Here is a 19,319-nt window from a genome sequence, read left to right as displayed (position 1 = left end):
CGTGAGCCCGCGGGTCCGATGCGCGAACGCCTTTCCGCGTCCGACCGAGCCACTATTTGCCGTTGCCATCACTGAAGTCTCCTGAGGATCGCCTGTTCCTCCCTGAATTCCTCAATGTAGAAGTCGAAGCAAGTCGTCTCGGGAAAACCCGTGATGATTTCCTTCGCATTCTGCCGAAGCAGGTTTCCCATCACGTGCTCCGGAGAGATCTGCTCGTTCACCATCGCCTTTGGCAGGATGACGTCCGCATTGGTGTTGATGATCAGCTCGCGGGTGCCGGTGAGCGACGACGGGTAATAGCGAATGAAGAGGTCCGTGGACTGCGACGCGGCATCCTGCGCACTCTGTTCATGCCAGACCAGCGAGTCCCGTTCACCCTGAAACGCGGCCCAAAGCTCGGGTGCATGTTCTACAATCGCTGCCGCATAGCATGCGGAAAACAGGCTCAGTTCGATCCAGCCATCCTGAAACTCGTGCAGGACCGCGCGCAGTTCGGCGATGAACGCACACAGCGCGCGACCATCGAGCTGCAGATCTGTCGATGGCCCTTTGCCCGGCATGGTCGTGATCGGCGTGATGAGGAAATTCTTGAATCCCTGGCGGTTCAGATCGGAGATCATGCGGATGACGGAGTTCGCGTTGATCGTCGTCAGACAGGTCAGGATATTGATCCGAGGCGCCGCGCCCTGTTCCGCCAGCCATCGGGCCCCGTCGACGCCTTGTTGGTAGCTGCCTGCCACGCCGCGCTGCCGGTCATGATCCTGCGCTTCGCCGTCTAGCGATACGTCGATCCAGTCCGCGTTCAGCGCGCGCAACCGGTTTCGCAGCGGCAGCATCGAGACGCCATTGTCGATCAAGCCGATCTTCGCGGCGGGAAGTGAGTGACGCAAGTGTGACAGAAGGTCGATGCCGGCCTTGGTCACCGAGCGTCCGCCATAGACGAAAGTGCTGATGCCGAGACCATGGGCGACATCAGCGAGTATCGCGCTCCATGCATCTGCCGGGAGACTGCGGTTGTGCTTGGCGAATGTCGGCGGATAAATGCAGTGCACGCACTGGAACGCGCAGGCGCCGGTGAAGATGATTTCGCCCTGGGTCGGCCAGGTTTCGCGATACGCCTGGCGCAGTTGATCGGCAGCGTCGCCGACGCGCGCGCCCAACGCCGCCTGCCAGCGGGCGATGGGTGTCCGGGCCGCGGTTCGCGGGCTCTGGTGTAAGGCCGAGGTCATCATCGAGCGAGCGTCTTGCATCCATCGTGCCAATCACGTGCATCCCGTGTCGTGAGGCAAAGGCGACGGCGCGGTCGCGACAATCCCCGGAATTCTCACAAATGGATGTGAGCCGACATCACAAAGCTGCGAGATTGTGAGCCGCAGCCGCAACGAGCAATTTGGCGCGCGGATGGCTGGGAGCCTCGAAGAAGAGGTCAGTCGCCTGCTTCTCCACGATCCGGCCCTGATCCATCACGACGACTTGATCGGCTATCGATCTGACGACCGCGAGGTCGTGGGCAATGAACAAATAGCTCATGCCGCGTTCGGCCTGAAGGCTTGCCAGCAGGTCCAGGATCGCCATCTGGTTGACGGTGTCGAGTGCTGACAGGCACTCATCACAGATGAGGAGATCCGGGTCGAGGCTGAGGCAACGCGCGATGGAAATACGCTGACGCTGGCCGCCGGAGAACGCTGCCGGCAGCCGATCGAGCACATCGTGGTCCAGACCTACACGTTCGAGCAACTGCAGGGCTCGCGCTTCCCTTTGACGATCGTCCTGGCCGATGGCATGAATCCGCATTGCCTCGACGAGCATGCTTCGCACCGTCGCCCGCGGGTTGAGAGCGCGGTACGGATCCTGAAAGATCAACTGGACCCGGCGGCGCATGGAAAGGCGTTCTGCGCGGGAAAATCCGGAAATGTCCTGACCAGCCAACTGGACCGTTCCCGCGCTCGGTTCCAGCAGCCCTGCCAGCAGCAGCCCGAGCGTCGACTTTCCGGATCCCGACGGACCGACAAGGGCCACCGTTTCGCCGCGCCGGATGGTGAGGGATACATCCTGGACCGCGTTCATCGCTGCAGAATCCACGAATGCCGAACGGCGCGAAAACTGCTTGCCCAGGGAAATCGCCTCGATGAGAGGCGCGCTTGCTTCCATGGGCTCGCGCCGCGCGACCTTTTTCGGTGCTTCCAGCGCTCGCCGAGCGTTCAACAATTGCTGTGTATAGTCGTGATCGGGCGCTGCGAGGATCGCAGCGGCTGGACCGCGCTCCACCACGATGCCACGACGCAGCACGATGATGTCATCGGCCAGTTGCCCGACCAGCGGCAAATCATGCGAGATAAGCACCAGCGTCACGCCCCGGCTTTGCCGAAGTGCGCGCAGATGGCCGACGATATCCTGTTGCAGACCGGCATCGAGTGCGCTGGTGGGCTCGTCGGCGATGATAATCTCCGGATCACAGGCAAGAGCGAGGGCGATCATCACGCGTTGCTGCTGACCGCCGGACAATTCGTGAGGGAAGGCAGCGAGCAAGGCGTGCGCGTCGGCGATCCCGACTTCCGACAGCAAGGCGGCAGCCCGCGTCCTGGCCGTAGCGCGGTCGAGCCCGAGATGTTGTTGAAGAGGCTCAACCAGATGCTGGCCGATGGTGCGTACCGGGTTGAGATGCGCTCCGGCATCCTGAAAAACCATCCCGATCCGCCGTCCCCGGATCGCGTTGATTTGGTCGGGTGCGAGATCAAGCAACTCAATGTCACCGAGCCAGGCGCGCGATTCCTGTGTCACCCTTAGCGGAGGTGGCAGAAGACCAATGATTGCCAGCGCCGTGAGGGTCTTTCCGCTGCCAGACTCGCCGACGATGCCGAGGACCTTGCCAGGCTCGACCGAGAAAGAAATTCCGTCAATGAGGCGCACGGTCGACCGCGCGTCGCGAGGAAAGTCGACGCCAAGCGTGTCGATCTGCAAGGCGGGAGCTTCCGGCACGGGGCAAGGCTAGACCGGTCCATGGCGGCACGCCAGCCCGAACCCGAAGTGGATGGCGTGGCGCCGCAGCGACGATCAGCGTCCCACAGCGGTGGCGTGAGGCCGGCTGCCAGGCATCTGGAAGAGCGCCGGCATTGCGACGCGTCGGGGCGACGGCAATGGCTAAGGCGCTGTCAGTTGCGCCAGGCTGAGTGGACCCAGCGCCTTTTCAAGGGCGACCGCAAGCCGGACTCCGCCACGCTCCAGTTGCGTTGCCACCGCCGCCTGCGCGCGCATGTCGTATCCCGCAGGCAGCGTAATGGGCGCGACATCACGTTCGCATCGGGGCGCCGTGTGGAAGGAATAGGCGACCGTCACGGCGACGGCATTCGTTTCCTTTCCCCATGACGCGAAATCGCCCTCGGACCATTTGGCGGCGCGCTCCTGCGTGATGTCGCTGGTCAAACGGGTCAGGATCGCGCGTGCGTCCCTTCCCAGTTCGCCCACCACGACGCTGTCCCAATAGCTGTGGAGATTGACGGTGCGCGGGCCACCCATGGCGAGCGCGATACAATTTCCGCCGTGATCGTGATTGTCTGCCATATGCAGCGGCTGATGCATGTCGCCGACGAAGTGCAGCACATATTTCAGCGCGAGAATGCGCTCCGCCGGTGCGGTGGCAGAATCACCGAGTTCCCTGGTGAACGCTCGTGCTCGGTCAACGATACAGGCTTCCGCCGGGCCGGCGCTTGCCGGCTGGGCGCTGGCTGGATGTCCGTAGCAGGCCGCATCATAGTCTGGATGATCGAGTTCGATATCGGCATAATGCCACAGGGCCGTCTCACGGTGCCCATGGTCGCGCCAGACATCAGCCCAATAAGACCGCGAGAGCATATCGGAGGGCGTGCTCTGATCCTTGTCCTGAGCAAGAATGGCATCGATCTTCGCAACCGTCTCCGGTCGCAGGCGGCTCCGCGCGATCGCGGCCACGAGTATATGGCCTTCGCTGCCCCAGGCAAAGCACGGCGCGGGTGAGAGCGCGGCGACAAGGCACGCCGCGAGGAGGATTGGTCGGGATGTCATTGCCCGACTGTTCGAGCAGATGGCCATCGATGCAAGTGTCAAAGACCCCAGATGCGCTTCATGATACGGCGCCAGACGTGCCTAAACCTGCTGGCGGTGGCCCAGCATCTTTTGCTCGACACCGTGCCACCGTTCCGGGGAGTGCGGCATGCAGATTGCGGGAATCCGGAGGCATCGAGCCTTCGGGACATCGCCGCAACTCACGCAGCATGTGTGCGCAACGTCAGTCTTTTGCCGAAGGTCACGCTACTGTTCGAAGGTACCCGTGGCGGTAAATATATAGAAATATCCCGCGCCTCTGGCACCTTGGGTTTGGAGGCGGCAGTCGCTGTCAGTGCTGAGATGTTCCCACGTCACGCTGCCGTGAAAGCCGGCATTGGCTGCCTTCGTAACGACATCTTGCTTTGCACGATTGCACCCGTCGACAGGGTTGGGCGGATTTATCGATCCGGCGGCGATGGCCGCCACGCCATCGACTTTGTACGTTGTTTGGGCTGCCGCAGAGTTTGGCGCAATCGCAGCAGCGAAACACCATGTTGTCAGGAAAAATAATAAAGGTGACGCTCTCATAATTCCTCCTGGGTTTGCATTTCATCCAATATGGTTCGAAGTACGCATGCGCACTTGTCTGGCGCCTCCCAAGATATATTCAAACCTTCGGAGCGGCAATGCCTGTCATGTGCAGATAACGATTGACCGTAAGGGTGTGGGTTAGATTGGCATCCAGTTCTCGGCCAGCATCTATCGGCTGGATGCCGCGCTATGTGATGATAGTGGCTGCCTTGCATCCGAACGTGCGAGCGCTTTGCTATAGCGGGAATGACCGGGAAGTGTTTCAGGCAGGCAACCCCGCTTCATTTCGATGCCGTCTACAGGCGAATGGTGACCACGCCGCCGTTGGAAGCACTGTCGGAAATATATGGAGTTGGACTTCAATCGCTCTCGACATCTTGTTTCAATCATATACCCTTGCTTGTCTGAAAGGAGAGTGGAGGGCGCGATGAAATGTGCGTTGCATGCTATGTTGCTTCTCCTCTCCTCGGTCGCCGCCATTCCAAGCGCGGTCGCGGCTACACCAAATTGTCCGGCCGTGAGTCCGCAGGGCGTTCGACCGCCTCTGGATCCCGCGAGATCGATTGATCCCGATCGCAAGGCTTTTGCGGCAGAGGCTGCGCCTGTTGCGCTTGCCGATGCGGCTCGTGAGATTGTTTCGCAATATGAGACTGGTTTGAAGGCCGGCTATGGCGCAATCTCTTCTTTAGACACGATTTCTATCGGCATCAGCCAGTGGAACCATGGCACCGGGTCTCTCTATACCTCACTTCTGGCCAAAGTGACGGACGCGGACATTCTCGCGGCGCCGGTTTCGATTAGGACCGACCTTTACGACCTTAAGCATAGCCCCTCCAAACGTGACGCGATTATCGCATCGTGGACACACGCCACGCCGCAGGATCCGCTCAACAGCGGAATTCGCCAGTCGCTATACCAGGATTTGTCCACATGGTTGTCGTCGCCTGGCGTGATAGCGGCACAGCGAGCGTTGACCGATCGTGATATGAACAGCGCTTGGCAATATGCGCGCGCGTGGCAGCGCGATCGCGGGTCATCGGCGCCTGTCACACTTCCCCTCCTGACGTCGTTTTACGATGTGCTGATTTACAATGGCGGTTTTGCCGGCGTTTGGGTTCCGCACGTACAGAAATTACGGAGCGACCTCCCGACACCAACAGCGCTACTTGATGACATCGGGAGTTGGGCGGCGAAGTGCGAGGTTTTCACGTCCGCGACGACCCCTCATCACAAACTTTACTCGCTCCAGGATTTTCGTGCCAGCCTTTACCTCTGGCAATCGCTCCTCAAGAGCAGTCCGGATATCTTTACTGACGATGTGCAGGACCTGCTCGCGATAGGTTATATACGTGCGCAGATTTCGACGGGTGACAACAAGCCGCTCGGTTTTCACGGTATCTACGAAGTGGACGTCTTACTGAGACGTGGTACCGAGGCCATCGGCATGGGATATCGCGGCAGCAAAATTGGCCCACTCTATCCTAAGCCGTGATTGTACGAGACCGTTGCCGAATATTGGCCACACGCCGGCGAGACCGGGTGTGCGATATTCTCATTCCGAGCGAGACGCTGGTGTCGATGCTCAGCTCGACACGCACGATCCGCGCGGGCGCGCTTGATCCTCGCTCGCTGGGCGTGGCGAGCGTTCGCAGGAACGTCGCTGGACCAGCCAGGTCATTGGCGGCGATCCCGACGCCTCGCATTGCGACGGCGACAATATTGACGAGGGAGCGCTGGCCGGTTGGTTGTCAGCGTTGGCGCAAGCAGCGGCCTTGATCGGCGCATCGAAACCATGCCGAACGCCATGCGGATCAGCAGCAGGACCGCGCCCTGATCGGCATGCGCCGCCAGATGACACCATAACGTATGAAGCTCGACCCAGACCATTACGCACTCTCCCGTGACGAACCGTCGTCACGGGCGATGCCTGGCCGCTTTCTCGACCCTATCGTTGGGTAATCTTCTCCGCGTCCCCGATCCTGATCACATCACCGTCCTGGAGGCGGCGACGCCAGAAGGAATCGTCACGCACAAGCGCGCCGCCTTCCGGCATCACCGTCCGTGGCGGCGCCGCCAGCAGATGGACAAGGATCCCGGGAGCAGGGCGCACCTCCATATAGGCGCCGGTCCAGCCCGGCGGATGCGGGGGGGCAAGGCGATCATGGCGCTCCCGAAGGAGCGCCTTGCGCACCCGTTCCACTGCGTGATCGAACGATACGGCGGCGTGCAGACCGAGCCACGCGCCGCGCTCCGCCCCGAGCGCCACAGCCTCGCCGGCGGCATGCAGTGCTGACCGGCCGCGCGCCTGATAGTGACTGCCCATGCTGACAAGGCTGTCCAGGTCGTCGCCCCAGGATTCCGCATGGACCTTCCGGAGGACAACCGAGGGGCGTTTCGCGTCGAGCGGGCCATAGACCTGCATGGCCCTGGCGCGATCCTCGAGCACGAGCGGGTCCCCGGTCGCGGCAAACAGCGGATCGAGGCCGGTGCGCTCAAATTGCCGCCGGCGCCCGGCGGTCGCGTGATCGTACCGCGCGCGTAGCGCCTCGGTCGCCTGGGCCAGCGACCCGCGCCTACGCTGCCGGTACGCGCGTTTCCCCGCGGGCGTTGCCGTCATCACCAGCTTCATTTTCTCATCCCCGGCAGCGATCGAATCTCCGACGATAAATAACCCGACCCGTCATTTCGACGGGCGTCTGGTAAGGAGATTATCACATGAAGAACATCAACCGCGAACGCCTGCTCAATTTCTGGCTCGCCTTCATCCATCATCGGCTCAGTTGGATCGCCGCAACCGAAGCACAGGCGGCCCGTTTCGGGACCTATGGTTCGAAAGGCGAGTTCGATCCCGAACGGACGGTTCGGATCATCCAGAGCGAGATGATCCTCGACCGGCTTGCCGCCATTGGCGGGACGCCGGGTTTCGGTCCGGCCTGATGAGGAGGCCGCATCATGCCAAACCGGGCATGGTGCGGTCTTCCCGAATTCGATCGATACCCTTGTGCGGGTCGAACGCTGAAGCGGCAAGCGCGCACAGCGCGCGTGCAGGTCAAACCCGCCGCGTGCTCAGTTTCACCGTCGCGCAGAGTCCGCAGCTGTCACGGCGACGCTCGAACTGGCTCGTGCCCGCCAGTTCGCTAGCGGCAATGCTCGCATCCTGCTCATGCGCCAGCGCGAGCCGGTCGGCGATGCAGCTATCGCAAACGGGCGTGGGGGCCAGCCGCTCGATCAGCTTGCGGACATCATCATTCATCCAGCGCGGATGCGGGCAGGACGCGGCCCGGTCAAGAGCAGGGGTTGGCCGGCGCATCTGGACACGCGCCTCGGCTTCATCGATTGGTCGGCGATGGATAGCGGCTTTCGGCTCGAGCACTTTCGTCTGCTCCGCGATTTGGGCGGCCAGCGCTGGTTGAAGACGCCGAAGCAGCAGGCGGGTTACCAGTCCCTCAAAGAGGCGTACCGCGCCACGGAGCGTTGGGCCGAGGAACTCAAGCGTCGCAGATTCCCATCCGGGCGCACAAACACGGTGAAGGCGCCGCTTAACCGGGGAACCTGGTTCTGGCGGTATAATTGGTCGCGGATCTGGCCAAACCCGCAAGCGCCCGAACAGCTTTGCTACACGGTCGGCATCGATGGTGACGGCACGTTCAACGTGAAGATCGACACCGCCGGACCGAAGGAACCGTGGCGCAGCCGTTACCTCGCCATGCTCGACGATGATTATGGGCGGACTCCCTTTGTCGCGCTGCTGCCTGCCGAGCAAGGTGTCGCCATGTCGCTCGAACAACTTGTCGACTGGAGCATCGATTCGATCGCTCGGTTCGAAGTTGGATATGCCGAGGTCGCGAGAAGAATGCGCCTCACCGCACAAGCTATGCGACGGCTCGACGACCAGGCCGAACTCCGGCGCTGGTTCGAGGTCTGGCGGTCGGCCATGCTCGAGGCGGCCATCACGCAAGGGCGTTTACGGTGGCTTCCGGACTGCAGGCTCGTCCTCAGACCGGGATCCGCCTCGGCGGCCACGCTCAAATGCGACGTTGGAGACGATCCCGCCGGCAAACGCTGGGCGGTGCAATTGAACGAGCCTCAGGTATCGAGCGACTTCAACCCGTCTTCAGCCATCGCGGTCGATGATGATGGGCGCCACTACCTCCTGCACCAGGGTCAGCTTCGAACCAGAAGCGGCGCTCTTATTCGCGAACCTGAATTCGGCTCGAAAAGCGGCCTGCGCCCGGTCGCTGTGGACGACACCGGATTGGCTGCCGGACGGACCTGGTATCGAGTTGCCTCGCTCGACGCATCGCCTGCCCGCATTCGCGAGGCCACGGCCGCATTTGTGGAAGCCTGTGCGAGGGTGCGCGGCTGGGACGAGGCTCTGTCTATACCAGGCGATGATTTCGACAATTCGGAAGAATCGGGCGAAAGCTACTTCACCGGACCACGAGGGCCGATCGAGGGGCAGGAGATCAAGCGACGCCAGGGGATGGTCTGGCTGAGGCTCAAGCAACTCCTTGCCCCCGAAGGCATCGCCGTGTGCAAGACGCGCAAGCATCGTCAGGGTTTCCAGGTCGATGCGTTGATCGGGGCGAATGCCAGCATGCGCCTGCTGGTCGAGATCAAGACCGGCATATCGGCCGGCGATATCCATGGCGGTGTTGGCCAGTTGCATCTCTATCCCAAGCTCCTTCCCACCGCAGCGGGGCTCAAACCGATTTTGCTGTTGCCGCGCGCGCCGCATGAGGACGTGCTCCGCGCCGTGCGGGATTTGGGCATCACCCCGCATTTTTTCGATTTTGGCGACGGATCTGCTAGCGGGATATCCTTCAGCAAGGCATTTCTCGCCGAGTGTCGGGCGTGTCTGCATGCCAGTTTGTAGCTCGCCGCGGCGGCGTCAGTGTGAGGGCGGCCGCGAACATCTGTGCCAATTGATGAATGCCGCGCGGCGATGACACGCGATCGCGCCTGTGTCAGGGATTTGCCGGGCAACTAGCGACTGGAATCGATACGGCATTTGGGAGTGCCGAGCAGCAAGGACGGTGGAGGGGGCAGGATGGCGCGGTTTCTGGATGACAAGCAACTGGGGCCGGCAATCACCTCCCTGCTGAGCGGTGGCGACGTCAGATGTGCTGTCGCGTTCTGGGGAGACGGCGCGAAAAAGGCGCTCTTCCCGGCAAAGTCGGCCGCCCAGCGCGCGCGGATCATCTGCGATATCTCGATGGGCGGCACCAACCCGGCCGAACTCAAAAAACTCGGCGCGCCAACCAACAGCAAACTGCAGCATGTGAAGGGCCTGCATGCAAAGGTCTATATCTCGGATCGAGGGGCCATCATCTGCTCCGCAAACGCCTCGAACCGCGGTATCGGTTTCCTGGAAGTTGCCCATCTGACAGAAGTTGGGACCTTCCACGCCTCAAAAAGCAAGGCCTATACGGAGATCAGCGCCTGGTTCGAAGAATTGTCTGGGAAGGCGAAGGCCCTGGGGCCGAAGGCCTTGAAAGAGGCGGAGAGGAATTGGGCGAAAAGGCCGAAAGGGGGCGGGCACCTCTCCGGCCTCGGTACCGCTGATCCCGCGTCGCTCCTCCACGCTGTCGTCGCAAACCCATCAGCCTATCGCGGCGTCGGCTTCGTATTTTCCTCGGGACAGGCTTCACCCGACGACGTCACGGAAGCGGCGCAACTGCTGATCGCGCTGGACGATGAAAGACCGACCAAAGTCTTGAGTCAGCAAAAGCGGCGCCAGCTCAAAGCGTGGGATCATCGCAATCTGTTTACAGGGTGGCCGGATGCGGACGCCCGCGCATGGCCAAAGGTCTTCATCTGCGCTTACCAAGGAGAGCGGGGCGGCTTGTCCTACTGGCTGTACGAGCGCATCGATGAGGTTGCGATCGAGCGCGACAGTTGGACAGTTTTTGTGTCGAAGCGCGGCGATTTGCGTCGAGAGCTCGGATTGCCAGCAAGTCTGCAGACCATGGCACGGGCTGACGCGAGGCTGCTGGAAAGGGTGTTCGACCACATCAGCCCCACAGCTGACAGGCTTGGAGACCCCGGTCATCGCCTTTGCGAGAATGGCGACAGTCTCGTGGCTTTGCTGGGCGGACTTCGGGACGAGTAAGGGGCGCGGCGTCGGATTGCGCTCGTACTCAGCAAGACATCACATAGCCAGGCTCAATCCTCGAGATCGGTCGCCGTCTGGAATAGTCGCAAACGCTGCTGCCAGTGGTCTGGCAGCGCATCGCCGTCGCTTTGACGCACAATTCGTTTCAGTTCGCGAATGCCCTCCTGGATCAGTGCGCGACCCGCTGACGTATCGAGGCTCTTCATCGTCCACGGCTCCTGCCAGAATTCTGCGGGAATGCCTTGGACAAGATTTGAAGCGGTTACGCCCGCCTTGTCTCCGTTGTCCGCCATGACAGGCTCGTTCGAGAAGGCGGGATCAAAGTCAGATTTGAGTTTGTCGACGACCATCTCGGAGATGGTCTGGATCGTCGCTTTCAATATCAGGTTCGGATAGCCGGCAGCCGTCAGGTAAGTGATACCATATTGGGCGAACACAGCCCGCCAGATGGCATACAGAACCGAGAGGGCATCCGATTCATCGTCGCGTGTCTCCGGGAACGCGCGGACGATGGCGCGCAACGAATTCTCCAGAGCCGTTGGGGGCACGAGCGGGGCGGCGTCATCAAAGCGATTGTTCACCCAATCGACCAGCTTGTGGAAGGGGCTCTCCGGATCCTCGTTGAGGACGTCCACCGCGGTCGAGTATAATGGAGCAGTGATCGATGCTTGCGTCAGGCGCTGACGCAGATTGGCTTCAATCTGCTCGAAGTTCGCCAGTAGCGCCTTCAGGTTACCGGTCGGTACTTTGTGCGACTTGTTGTTGATCGTTACGAATTGGAACGCCCGCTCCACCTTGGGCAGAGACAGGAAGAGGCACACCGGGACCTTTACCGGAAATTCCAAGGTGGACATCCCCTTCAGTCGGTGTTGACCGTCGATGATGAACGCCGCCCCCTTCACTTTTTGCGGGTCAAAGGTGATTCGCGTCATCCCTTCACCGACTTCCGTCAGCGCATAGCCGGGATCGTCGCCAAGCGCATCGACAGCCGCGACTTCGGGTACGGATTCGTCCAGCGCAATCGTCACGCTCGTCGGAATCACATTGTTGGGAGAGGCTTTGAAGAACTTCTTGATCTGCCGCCACCGCGACTCGACAAGTTGCCGCTGCACATTTCCGCGGTCGAGCTTGATATTGTCGGCTTCCGCCCAAGCGACGATGTCCTGAGCATCGGCGACGAACACGAGGAACTTCACCTGTGCGCCGGGACACTGTTCGACGAGGATGCCGGTGTAGCTAATCACGTATCTTTATCCCTTCATCGCCGGAGCCTTCGAGCGCGTCGCCGCAGGTGCAGCAGGCCACCTCGACATTAAGAAAATGATAGGCGTCGGACCTGTCTCTCCTCAGCAGGAACAAGCGTTCATCCGGCGCCTCGTAGAATGGGACAGAGCAGCGTGCGCACTCGCCGCGCTGCCGCCACATGATCAGAAATTGCGCCCTCCGGTTGAAGATGCGTACCACGCTCGCGCTGCTTGTTGAGGAGGTGATAAGCGTCTCAAGAGACGCGTCGGCGTACGACAGCAACACATCCTTGTATTTGTTACAAGACTCGCAGCATCCAGCAAGATTTACCCGGGATCTGCTGCCACCTCGTTTTTGCGGGAAGATATGATCGAGTTCGAACGCACGTCTTGCGTTTTCGATCTCTGCCTCGGGATGTGGAGCGCCCGCATAATGCATCGCTCGGCCACAAATATAGCATCGGTGCGCGTTAGCCGTGGCGAAGGCCTCTATGGTCCGCCGTTGGTTCGTTGTCAGGACGGCGCCCTCCCGCCGAATGCGAGCGCTTATGCGCGAGAGTAGCCATGCTATCTCTTGTCGCTGCTGCTCGCTCAGCGCCAGAATTTCCTCGACCATGTCCGCCAACGCGTCTTGTCGCGCGCCTTCCGGAAAACTCGCCATGACATCGTCGATCTGACGCGCACGCGTGACCAGGCGAGCTTGAATGTAGCTGACCATCCGGTCTCGGACAAAGGTGTAGTCGTCACGATCAACCAACAGTGCCGGCGGTTCGAACGCGATCAGGGAACTGATCAGGGCCCAGAGCCGCGGGCCCCAGTCTTGCTTCTTTTCCTCGGCGTCGTCCTGAAAAGCGTAGGTCCGTCGTAGGTCGATCCGGCTCGGCTCCAATTAACACCGCCTTCCGCTTGCCCTGAAAGCAATCATGCGTCCCCCGGCGCACGGAGGATATACCCATCCGGCGCTCGCGACCGTCTACCGCTGCGGTCGCATTGCCACAAGCGCCTGTCCACATATTTGCCGCACTCACGACGCAGTGGCATTACATTAAATGCGCCCTAGTCGAAAGTGATTTTCGGAATTAATGTCGATATCACAGGCGGGCGCAGCTCGCGATTAATGCGAATCAAATGACGAATGAGAGATGCATATCGTGACGCTCGTGATCACCTCATGCACAAGCCGCAAGCGCAAATTGATCGCGGACGACCTTCATATGGGAGCGCTTCCGAGTGCGCACCTGACTGAACTGGCTGCCGATTGGGCGGCCCGGCTAAAAGCGACGGAACCGCGATATCGTGCGCTCGACGTGTACCGGGGGCGGGGCTTTCGGGAAGCGGTGCTATCCGCCGAGGCGCTTGATGCTCACCTCATGGTTGTTTCTGCGGGGTTGGGCCTGATCGACGGCTCGACACTAATACCGCCTTATGGATGCACCATTCTCACCGGTGCGGATGACAGTATCGACTCCCGGGCGGCCGGTTCATTCGGTGTCGCAGAATGGTGGGCGCTCGTCACTGACCTGTCACCTTTTGCCGTGGCTCTCCAGGATGTTGTCGGGGAGATAGGGGGACTCATTCTCCTGGCGTTGTCCGAAGCCTATATCGACATGATCGCGCGTGACCTGGTCTCGCTTTCCCAAACCGACCTATCGCGTTTGCGGCTTTTCACACGCGCGCCGGTCGAACGCGTGCCGCCTGCTCTCCGCCCGTTCATCATGCCCTATGATGATCGGCTGGACGGACCGGACAGCGTGATCCGCGGAACGCGCAGCGATTTTGCCGGGCGCGCACTCCGGCACTTTTCCGATAACATACTCCACGCCCGAGATGATCGATCTGCCACCGAGCACGCCACGGCGATTATGGCCGCGATGGAGAAGTGGCGACTGCCGGCCAAGGCCGATCGCCTGCGGCACGATGATCCTGCAATCCTCAATCTGATTCGCACTCACTGGGATGCTGATCGGGGAAGCACTTCACGATTGTTGCGGCGATTCCGCGACGACCTTGGAGTCGCCTGCGAGCAGGGACGATTCGCCGGCCTTGCGCGGATCGTCCGTGAGGAACGCGTATGACGGGACGCGAATATCTCAGAATTCGAGCTGTCCGGACCGAACAGGGCGGGGGGACAAGCGTGTTCGCCTTCTTCCTGTACGGTGCCGACGTCAATCGGATCGCCGATATCAGCCGGATCCGACGCGACGATCAGGAGCTGAAAGGATTTCAGCGTCGCGAGATTCGCGATCACGTTGCTGAAATTACCGCTTTTCTCGACAGCGGACCGGTCCTTTTCCCAAATGCGATCATTCTGGCGATGTCGCCTGAGGTCGAGTTCGCGTCGGCGAGGGGACGTTCGCCGGGAAATATGTGCGAGGTTGGCGACGCCGGAACGCTTTCGATCCCGGTTTACCCCGAGGGTCGTCGCGCGGCGTGGATTGTGGATGGGCAGCAACGGTCTCTCGCGCTCGCGGCGGCAAAAGATCCGACGATCGCGGTTCCGGTGATCGGCTTTGTGTCCGATGCGCTCGCGACCCAGCGCGAGCAATTCATATTAGTGAACAAGGCGCGACCTCTACCCACACGTCTGATCAACGAGTTACTTCCTGAGGTCAGTGTGTTGCTGCCGCGCGATCTTGCTGCCAGGCAGTTGCCGAGCGCTTTGTGCGAGGCTTTGAATACCGACCCTTCCTCGCCCTTTTTCCAACTGATCAAGCGTGAGTCTGATGCAAAAGACCGCGCGGCTATCGTCACCGACAGCGCACTGATCGAGACAATGAAGGCGAGTCTCAAGACACCCGCCGGTGCCCTTGGTCAGTTCAAGCGTAACGGCGACGGCAACGACACCGAAGCGATGTACGATGCGCTGGTCCTCTATTGGTCGGCCGTTCGCGACGCGTTTAGCGATGCGTGGGGCAAGCCTGCGACGGAGAGCCGTTTGATGCACTCGGCGGGCATCCGCGCAATGGGCACCTTGATGGACACCATCATGCTGCGGGCCGATGCCGCGCCCGATAAGCCTGCGGCCGTTCGTGCGATGCTGAAGCGACTGGCACCGTACTGTTATTGGACGAGCGGGACCTGGGATGGCTTGGGGCTGGACTGGAATGAAATTCAGTCGACCCCGCAGCATATTACGAAGCTCAGCGACCATCTGATGCGGGTCGAACGCGACCTTGCGCGAGGCGCATCGTGAAATTCATTTTCGCCGACAGCCTCGATTATGTCGATCCCGCGTTCGATTTCATCGCTGATCGAAGTCCCGCCGAGCGCCAGCCCTACTGGGACGATGCCTACCCGCACGAGATCCTTGGCTACGCACCTTATGATGGCGTCCTGGTCTCGCGCGGCATCATTGGTGATCACCGGGTGAAGGGCAAATATACCGCGAGCCAGGCACGCCGCTTCCATCTGGTTGGCGCTCGGAAATTCCTGCGGCTCGATAAGCCTGAATTTTCAGAACTCGCGATTTTTGGGGACTGCGGTGCCTTCACTTACGTGCAGGAAGATCGTCCGCCGTACACGCCAGCCGAAATGGTCGAATTCTATGACGAGTGCGGATTCACGCACGGTTGCTCGGTCGATCATATAATCTTCGATTTTGATGCTGGCGGCGTCGGCTTGGACGGGGGCAGTGATGACGCCAGGGCGCGCTTCGAGATCACTCTTGAGAATGCCGATGCGTTTCGACGTGAGACGCTGGCAACCGACTCAGGGTTCACCCCAATGGGTGTCGTGCAGGGCTGGTCTCCCGGCAGCATGGCGGAGGCCGCCCGTCGCTTGGTTAGGATGGGGTACGACTATCTCGCGCTCGGCGGGATGGTCCCGCTCAAATCGCCCGATATCAAAATGTGCCTACAGGCGATCCGTGACGCTGTCCCGGCCTCGACACGCCTGCATATCCTCGGCTTTGCCAAGGCTGACGATATCGACAGCTTCCACGGGTACGACATTGCCAGCTTCGACACGACCTCGCCGCTGATCAGGGCGTTCAAGGACGCAAAGCAAAATTATTACCTGCCAGGCGACGGGCTGACCTTACGGTATTACACATCGATCCGCGTGCCGCAGGCGATCGAGAACCCCAAACTTCAACGCAGTGTCAAAAAGGGGATGTTCCGCGCACAGGATCTGCTCCGCCTCGAGGCACTCGCCTTGGGATCCCTACGTGCTTTTGATCGCGGCGACGCGGATCTCGAAGAGACGCTGCACAATGTGCTTGTTTACAGCGCGCCGCTCGTTGAGGAGAAGCCTTATGAGGCCTGCGAAAACAGCGCGGCTTTAGCCACGCTGGCCCAACGCTACCGGGTGACGCTCGCCGAGCGGCCATGGAAGCAATGTGCCTGCAACATCTGCCGGGACGCGGGGATCGATGTAATCATCTTTCGCGGGAGTAACCGCAACAAGCGTCGCGGGATTCACAATCTCGCGGTCTACCACGACCATATCGAACGACTGGATTTGAAGCGTGCCGTTAACCGAACCGATGACCTACCTCGCCGTCTGTGCACAGCAGAGCAGTGAGCATACCGTACTCAGCTTCGCGGCGAGCGCCGCAGACGTCCTTCGCTTCGCTTCGATCGAGGGCATCAGTCGCGATGCGCTGGGCAACCTTACTGGCTTTCAACGGTCGCAAGTTGCTGCGCATATTCGCGAGATTCGGGACTATCTCGAAAAGCCAAATTCGGTTCTCCCCAATCCTATCGTCGTGGCTTTTATCGACCGAGCTGCCGTCGAAGAGGTTGGAAACGGTGTCGTCAGATTGTCTATCGACATGAGCGCTGGCGCGCCTGGTCTCGTCGTTGACGGACAGCAACGGCTGACGGCGCTTGCCGCAATCGACCGTGACTTCCAGATTTTCGTCTCTGCGCTGATATGCCCGGACGAGGCGGAGTTGCGCCGCCAGTTTGTGCTGATCAACAACACGAGGCCGCTACCGAAATCCTTGATCTATGAACTCTTGCCCACCGTCGATGACTTACCTCCGCGGCTAGGGCGGCGTTCGGTGGCATCCGACCTGACCGCACGGCTAAACTTCGAGAATACCGCGCTTAAGGGGTATATCAAACAGCACACCCAGCCAGAGGGCATAATCGCCGACACGCTGATGCAGAAGATCATCATGGAATCACTCAACAATGGCGTGATGCGCGAGTTGATCCGGAGCCCAAAGGGTGTCGAACGTTGCGTCCGGCTTGTCTCCAATTTCTTCGAGGCGGTCAAACAAACCTGGCCAGAGGCTTGGCATGGCCAGAAGCCGGCGACGTCGCGACTGCTGCATGGAGCCGGCATCCAGGCGCTCGGCGACGTCATGGAAGTGCTGGCGCAGCGCGGTGGCGCGCGCAGCGTGGAGGACTTCCGCGAAGGCCTTGCCTGCCTCAAGGGCAAGACAGCTTGGACGGACGGCGACTGGCATATCGGTGGCGAGGTGAGACGGTGGAACAGCTTGCAAAATGTGAACCGCGATATTGCCTTGCTGAAGCACTACCTCATCGGTTTCGTGAAAACCGACCTGCGCCGGAAATCCAAGGCTGCGCCTGTGCCGCTGCTCGAGCCGACGGTTGAAGTGTCATGAGCTATGCCGTGAAGGAAATATTCAAAACGCTGCAGGGTGAGGGGGCTCAGATGGGCCGCGCCGCGGTGTTCTGCCGCTTCGCAGGCTGTAACCTCTGGTCAGGTCGAGAGGTTGATCGCGCGTCATCGGTATGCACCTTTTGCGACACCGATTTCGTCGGTTTGGACGGCACGGGCGGCGGCCGGTTCGCCGATGCCGATGCCTTGGCGGACGCGATCGAAGCCGAATGGGCGGGATCGCGAGTGAAGCGCTACGTCGTGCTCACCGGCGGCGAACCCTTGTTGCAGGTCGATGCCGCGCTGGTCGACGCGCTGCATGCCCGCGATTTCGAAATCGGCGTAGAGACGAACGGAACACAGGAAGCGCCCGAGGGAATCGATTGGATCTGCGTCAGCCCGAAAGCGGATGCCGAATTGGTCCTGCGCGCTGGGCATGAATTGAAGCTGGTCTATCCACAGGAAAATGCGTTGCCCGACCGTTTCGAGCATCTCGCATTCGAGCATTTCTTTCTACAACCAATGGATTCGCCGACCGCTGCAGCCAACCTCGAGGCAGCGATCACTTACTGCACCGACAACCCGCACTGGCGGCTCTCCCTCCAGTCGCACAAGATGATCGGAATCCGCTGATGTTCGAGCTCAGCAAACAGTTTCGCTTCGACGCCGCGCACACGCTCGACCGCTCGATCAACACCGAGTCCAGCCGACGCATCCACGGCCATAGTTATCGGGCTGAGGTGACGGTTCGGGGTCGGCCCGATCCCTTGACCGGCATGGTCGTCGATCTCGGTTTGCTCGAACGATCGATGGAAGATGCCCGCGATGCGCTCGATCATCGTTTCCTCGACGAGATCAACGATCTCGGGCCTGCGACGATGGAGAACCTGTGCCGCTGGATCTGGGACCGGTTGAATTCGGTCGTCGGTAACCTGTTCAAAGTCAGTGTTTACCGTGACAGCAGTGGGGAAGCTTGTTCCTATTGGGGCGAGGAGATTTCGGCATGATCGGGGATACCGGCGCGCTGGTTCTCTTTTCGGGAGGGCAGGACAGCGCGACGTGCCTCGCCTGGGCGCTCGATCGGTTTGAGACCGTCGAAACCGTTGGGTTCGATTATGGCCAACGCCATCGGGTCGAACTACAGTGTCGAGACGAATTTCGCACACGATTGGTCGACCTCAACCCGGAATGGCGCAATCGCCTCGGTCCCGATCATATGCTCGACCTTTCGGTGCTGGGGCAGGTTAGCGAGACCGCGCTTACGCGCGATGCCGAGATCGCCCTTCGCGCAGATGGCTTGCCCAACACCTTCGTGCCGGGGCGCAATCTCATGTTCTTCACGCTCGCGGCGGCACTCGCGTCGCGGCGGGAATTGCGCCATCTCGTCGGTGGCATGTGTGAGACCGACTATTCGGGTTATCCAGACTGTCGCGACGACACGCTGAAGTCGCTTCAGGTGACACTCAACCTCGGCATCGGCAGTCGTTCTGTCGTCCATACCCCGCTGATGTGGATCGACAAGGCGCAGACTTGGACCCTTGCCCAGACGTTGGGCGGGGAAAGGTTGGTCGAGCTGATCCGCACCGGCACCCACACTTGCTACGTTGGCCAGCATGATGCTCTTCACGACTGGGGCTATGGCTGCGGCGATTGTCCGGCTTGTGAGCTTAGATCGAGCGGGTGGCACCATTTTCAAGACAAGCAGTGAGCTTGAAGCGACAATAAGTTCATTTTGGTTGTACCTGTGAGATTTCCAGACCTTAGATAGAATTCCTGTA

Annotated in this window: 18 protein-coding genes; 12 read left to right on the top strand and 6 right to left on the bottom strand. The window is 60.6% G+C overall.

Annotated elements, in window-relative coordinates:
• Positions 1 to 68: 68 nt before the first annotated feature.
• From AC1DX5_RS20530 to AC1DX5_RS20520, 3 genes are all read right to left on the bottom strand, one after another.
• The gene (locus AC1DX5_RS20530; RefSeq protein WP_478017152.1) at positions 69 to 1,232 is read right to left on the bottom strand and encodes a radical SAM protein; all 1,164 of its coding nucleotides are present in this window, start codon (positions 1,230 to 1,232) and stop codon (positions 69 to 71) included.
• A 115-nt stretch (positions 1,233 to 1,347) separates the two neighbouring features.
• Entirely contained in the window at positions 1,348 to 2,961 is a 1,614-nt protein-coding gene (locus tag AC1DX5_RS20525; RefSeq protein WP_478017150.1) for a dipeptide ABC transporter ATP-binding protein, read from the bottom strand.
• 180 nt (positions 2,962 to 3,141) lie between these two features.
• Positions 3,142 to 4,041, bottom strand: coding sequence for a S1/P1 nuclease (locus AC1DX5_RS20520; protein ID WP_478017197.1), 900 nt, complete (start codon positions 4,039 to 4,041; stop codon positions 3,142 to 3,144).
• Between the two features lie 51 nt (positions 4,042 to 4,092).
• Here AC1DX5_RS20520 and AC1DX5_RS20515 point away from each other — a divergent pair, with 51 nt between their 5' ends.
• Together AC1DX5_RS20515 and AC1DX5_RS20510 are read left to right on the top strand one after the other, a co-directional pair.
• Positions 4,093 to 4,593 (top strand): hypothetical protein, encoded by a 501-nt coding sequence (locus tag AC1DX5_RS20515; RefSeq protein ID WP_478017149.1) that lies wholly within the window; start codon positions 4,093 to 4,095, stop codon positions 4,591 to 4,593.
• Between the two features lie 448 nt (positions 4,594 to 5,041).
• Positions 5,042 to 6,106, top strand: a complete 1,065-nt coding sequence (locus AC1DX5_RS20510) for a hypothetical protein (RefSeq protein WP_478017147.1) — start codon at positions 5,042 to 5,044, stop codon at positions 6,104 to 6,106.
• Between the two features lie 453 nt (positions 6,107 to 6,559).
• On the opposite strand, the gene AC1DX5_RS20505 is transcribed toward AC1DX5_RS20510, so the two are convergent.
• Positions 6,560 to 7,243: a DUF2635 domain-containing protein gene (locus AC1DX5_RS20505; RefSeq protein WP_478017145.1), complete on the bottom strand. Its 684-nt coding sequence runs from the start codon at positions 7,241 to 7,243 to the stop codon at positions 6,560 to 6,562.
• An 86-nt stretch (positions 7,244 to 7,329) separates the two neighbouring features.
• On the opposite strand from AC1DX5_RS20505, the gene AC1DX5_RS20500 reads away from it, so the two are divergent.
• The 3 genes from AC1DX5_RS20500 (at position 7,330) to AC1DX5_RS20490 (ending at position 10,726) form a co-directional block, all read left to right on the top strand.
• The gene (locus AC1DX5_RS20500; protein ID WP_478017143.1) at positions 7,330 to 7,551 is read left to right on the top strand and encodes a hypothetical protein; all 222 of its coding nucleotides are present in this window, start codon (positions 7,330 to 7,332) and stop codon (positions 7,549 to 7,551) included.
• A 226-nt stretch (positions 7,552 to 7,777) separates the two neighbouring features.
• Positions 7,778 to 9,490 carry a hypothetical protein gene (locus tag AC1DX5_RS20495; RefSeq protein ID WP_478017141.1) on the top strand — a complete coding sequence of 571 codons (1,713 nt, stop codon included), beginning with the start codon at positions 7,778 to 7,780 and terminating at the stop codon, positions 9,488 to 9,490.
• 174 nt (positions 9,491 to 9,664) lie between these two features.
• Positions 9,665 to 10,726 carry a phospholipase D family protein gene (locus AC1DX5_RS20490; protein WP_478017139.1) on the top strand — a complete coding sequence of 354 codons (1,062 nt, stop codon included), beginning with the start codon at positions 9,665 to 9,667 and terminating at the stop codon, positions 10,724 to 10,726.
• A gap of 53 nt (positions 10,727 to 10,779) precedes the next feature.
• On the opposite strand, the gene AC1DX5_RS20485 is transcribed toward AC1DX5_RS20490, so the two are convergent.
• Together AC1DX5_RS20485 and AC1DX5_RS20480 are read right to left on the bottom strand one after the other, a co-directional pair.
• Complete coding sequence (locus tag AC1DX5_RS20485; protein ID WP_478017137.1) at positions 10,780 to 11,973, bottom strand: DGQHR domain-containing protein; 1,194 nt, start codon at positions 11,971 to 11,973, stop codon at positions 10,780 to 10,782.
• Entirely contained in the window at positions 11,966 to 12,862 is an 897-nt protein-coding gene (locus AC1DX5_RS20480) for an HNH endonuclease (protein WP_478017135.1), read from the bottom strand. The genes AC1DX5_RS20485 and AC1DX5_RS20480 overlap by 8 nt, the downstream gene beginning before the upstream one ends.
• Before the next feature lie 262 nt (positions 12,863 to 13,124).
• On the opposite strand from AC1DX5_RS20480, the gene AC1DX5_RS20475 reads away from it, so the two are divergent.
• From AC1DX5_RS20475 to queC, 7 genes are read left to right on the top strand one after another with little or no spacing between them, the layout of a single operon-like run.
• Positions 13,125 to 14,048, top strand: coding sequence for a hypothetical protein (locus AC1DX5_RS20475; RefSeq protein WP_478017133.1), 924 nt, complete (start codon positions 13,125 to 13,127; stop codon positions 14,046 to 14,048).
• On the top strand, positions 14,045 to 15,166 hold the full coding sequence (gene dbpB, locus AC1DX5_RS20470; protein ID WP_478017130.1) for a DGQHR domain-containing protein DpdB: 1,122 nt from the start codon (positions 14,045 to 14,047) through the stop codon (positions 15,164 to 15,166). Before AC1DX5_RS20475 ends, dbpB (AC1DX5_RS20470) begins: the two co-directional genes overlap by 4 nt.
• On the top strand, positions 15,163 to 16,494 hold the full coding sequence (gene dpdA / locus AC1DX5_RS20465; protein ID WP_478017127.1) for a tRNA-guanine transglycosylase DpdA: 1,332 nt from the start codon (positions 15,163 to 15,165) through the stop codon (positions 16,492 to 16,494). Before dbpB (AC1DX5_RS20470) ends, dpdA begins: the two co-directional genes overlap by 4 nt.
• Positions 16,457 to 17,545: a DGQHR domain-containing protein DpdB gene (dbpB, locus tag AC1DX5_RS20460; protein ID WP_478017125.1), complete on the top strand. Its 1,089-nt coding sequence runs from the start codon at positions 16,457 to 16,459 to the stop codon at positions 17,543 to 17,545. Before dpdA ends, dbpB (AC1DX5_RS20460) begins: the two co-directional genes overlap by 38 nt.
• The gene (gene queE, locus AC1DX5_RS20455; protein ID WP_478017123.1) at positions 17,542 to 18,174 is read left to right on the top strand and encodes a 7-carboxy-7-deazaguanine synthase; all 633 of its coding nucleotides are present in this window, start codon (positions 17,542 to 17,544) and stop codon (positions 18,172 to 18,174) included. The genes dbpB (AC1DX5_RS20460) and queE overlap by 4 nt, the downstream gene beginning before the upstream one ends.
• Entirely contained in the window at positions 18,174 to 18,548 is a 375-nt protein-coding gene (locus AC1DX5_RS20450; RefSeq protein ID WP_478017120.1) for a 6-carboxytetrahydropterin synthase, read from the top strand. The genes queE and AC1DX5_RS20450 overlap by 1 nt, the downstream gene beginning before the upstream one ends.
• Entirely contained in the window at positions 18,545 to 19,249 is a 705-nt protein-coding gene (gene queC / locus AC1DX5_RS20445; protein ID WP_478017119.1) for a 7-cyano-7-deazaguanine synthase QueC, read from the top strand. The genes AC1DX5_RS20450 and queC overlap by 4 nt, the downstream gene beginning before the upstream one ends.
• Positions 19,250 to 19,319 lie beyond the last annotated feature (70 nt).

This window comes from Sphingomonas sp. P2_B6, assembly GCF_056404755.1.
The sequence above is the reverse complement of the archived record's forward strand: the minus strand, read 5'-3'. Positions and strand labels throughout refer to the sequence as shown.

What these genes read in the sequence shown, in the direction of transcription:
- AC1DX5_RS20520 (WP_478017197.1), bottom strand. Translation starts at nt 4,041, where the DNA reads ATGACATCCCGACCAATCCTCCTCGCGGCGTGCCTTGTCGCCGCGCTC.
- AC1DX5_RS20505 (WP_478017145.1), bottom strand. Translation starts at nt 7,243, where the DNA reads ATGAAGCTGGTGATGACGGCAACGCCCGCGGGGAAACGCGCGTACCGG.
- queC (WP_478017119.1), top strand. Translation starts at nt 18,545, where the DNA reads ATGATCGGGGATACCGGCGCGCTGGTTCTCTTTTCGGGAGGGCAGGAC.
- AC1DX5_RS20490 (WP_478017139.1), top strand. Translation starts at nt 9,665, where the DNA reads ATGGCGCGGTTTCTGGATGACAAGCAACTGGGGCCGGCAATCACCTCC.
- dbpB (WP_478017125.1), top strand. Translation starts at nt 16,457, where the DNA reads ATGACCTACCTCGCCGTCTGTGCACAGCAGAGCAGTGAGCATACCGTA.
- AC1DX5_RS20500 (WP_478017143.1), top strand. Translation starts at nt 7,330, where the DNA reads ATGAAGAACATCAACCGCGAACGCCTGCTCAATTTCTGGCTCGCCTTC.
- AC1DX5_RS20510 (WP_478017147.1), top strand. Translation starts at nt 5,042, where the DNA reads ATGAAATGTGCGTTGCATGCTATGTTGCTTCTCCTCTCCTCGGTCGCC.
- AC1DX5_RS20450 (WP_478017120.1), top strand. Translation starts at nt 18,174, where the DNA reads ATGTTCGAGCTCAGCAAACAGTTTCGCTTCGACGCCGCGCACACGCTC.
- AC1DX5_RS20515 (WP_478017149.1), top strand. Translation starts at nt 4,093, where the DNA reads ATGCGCTTCATGATACGGCGCCAGACGTGCCTAAACCTGCTGGCGGTG.
- queE (WP_478017123.1), top strand. Translation starts at nt 17,542, where the DNA reads ATGAGCTATGCCGTGAAGGAAATATTCAAAACGCTGCAGGGTGAGGGG.
- AC1DX5_RS20495 (WP_478017141.1), top strand. Translation starts at nt 7,778, where the DNA reads ATGCGCCAGCGCGAGCCGGTCGGCGATGCAGCTATCGCAAACGGGCGT.
- AC1DX5_RS20530 (WP_478017152.1), bottom strand. Translation starts at nt 1,232, where the DNA reads ATGATGACCTCGGCCTTACACCAGAGCCCGCGAACCGCGGCCCGGACA.
- dbpB (WP_478017130.1), top strand. Translation starts at nt 14,045, where the DNA reads ATGACGGGACGCGAATATCTCAGAATTCGAGCTGTCCGGACCGAACAG.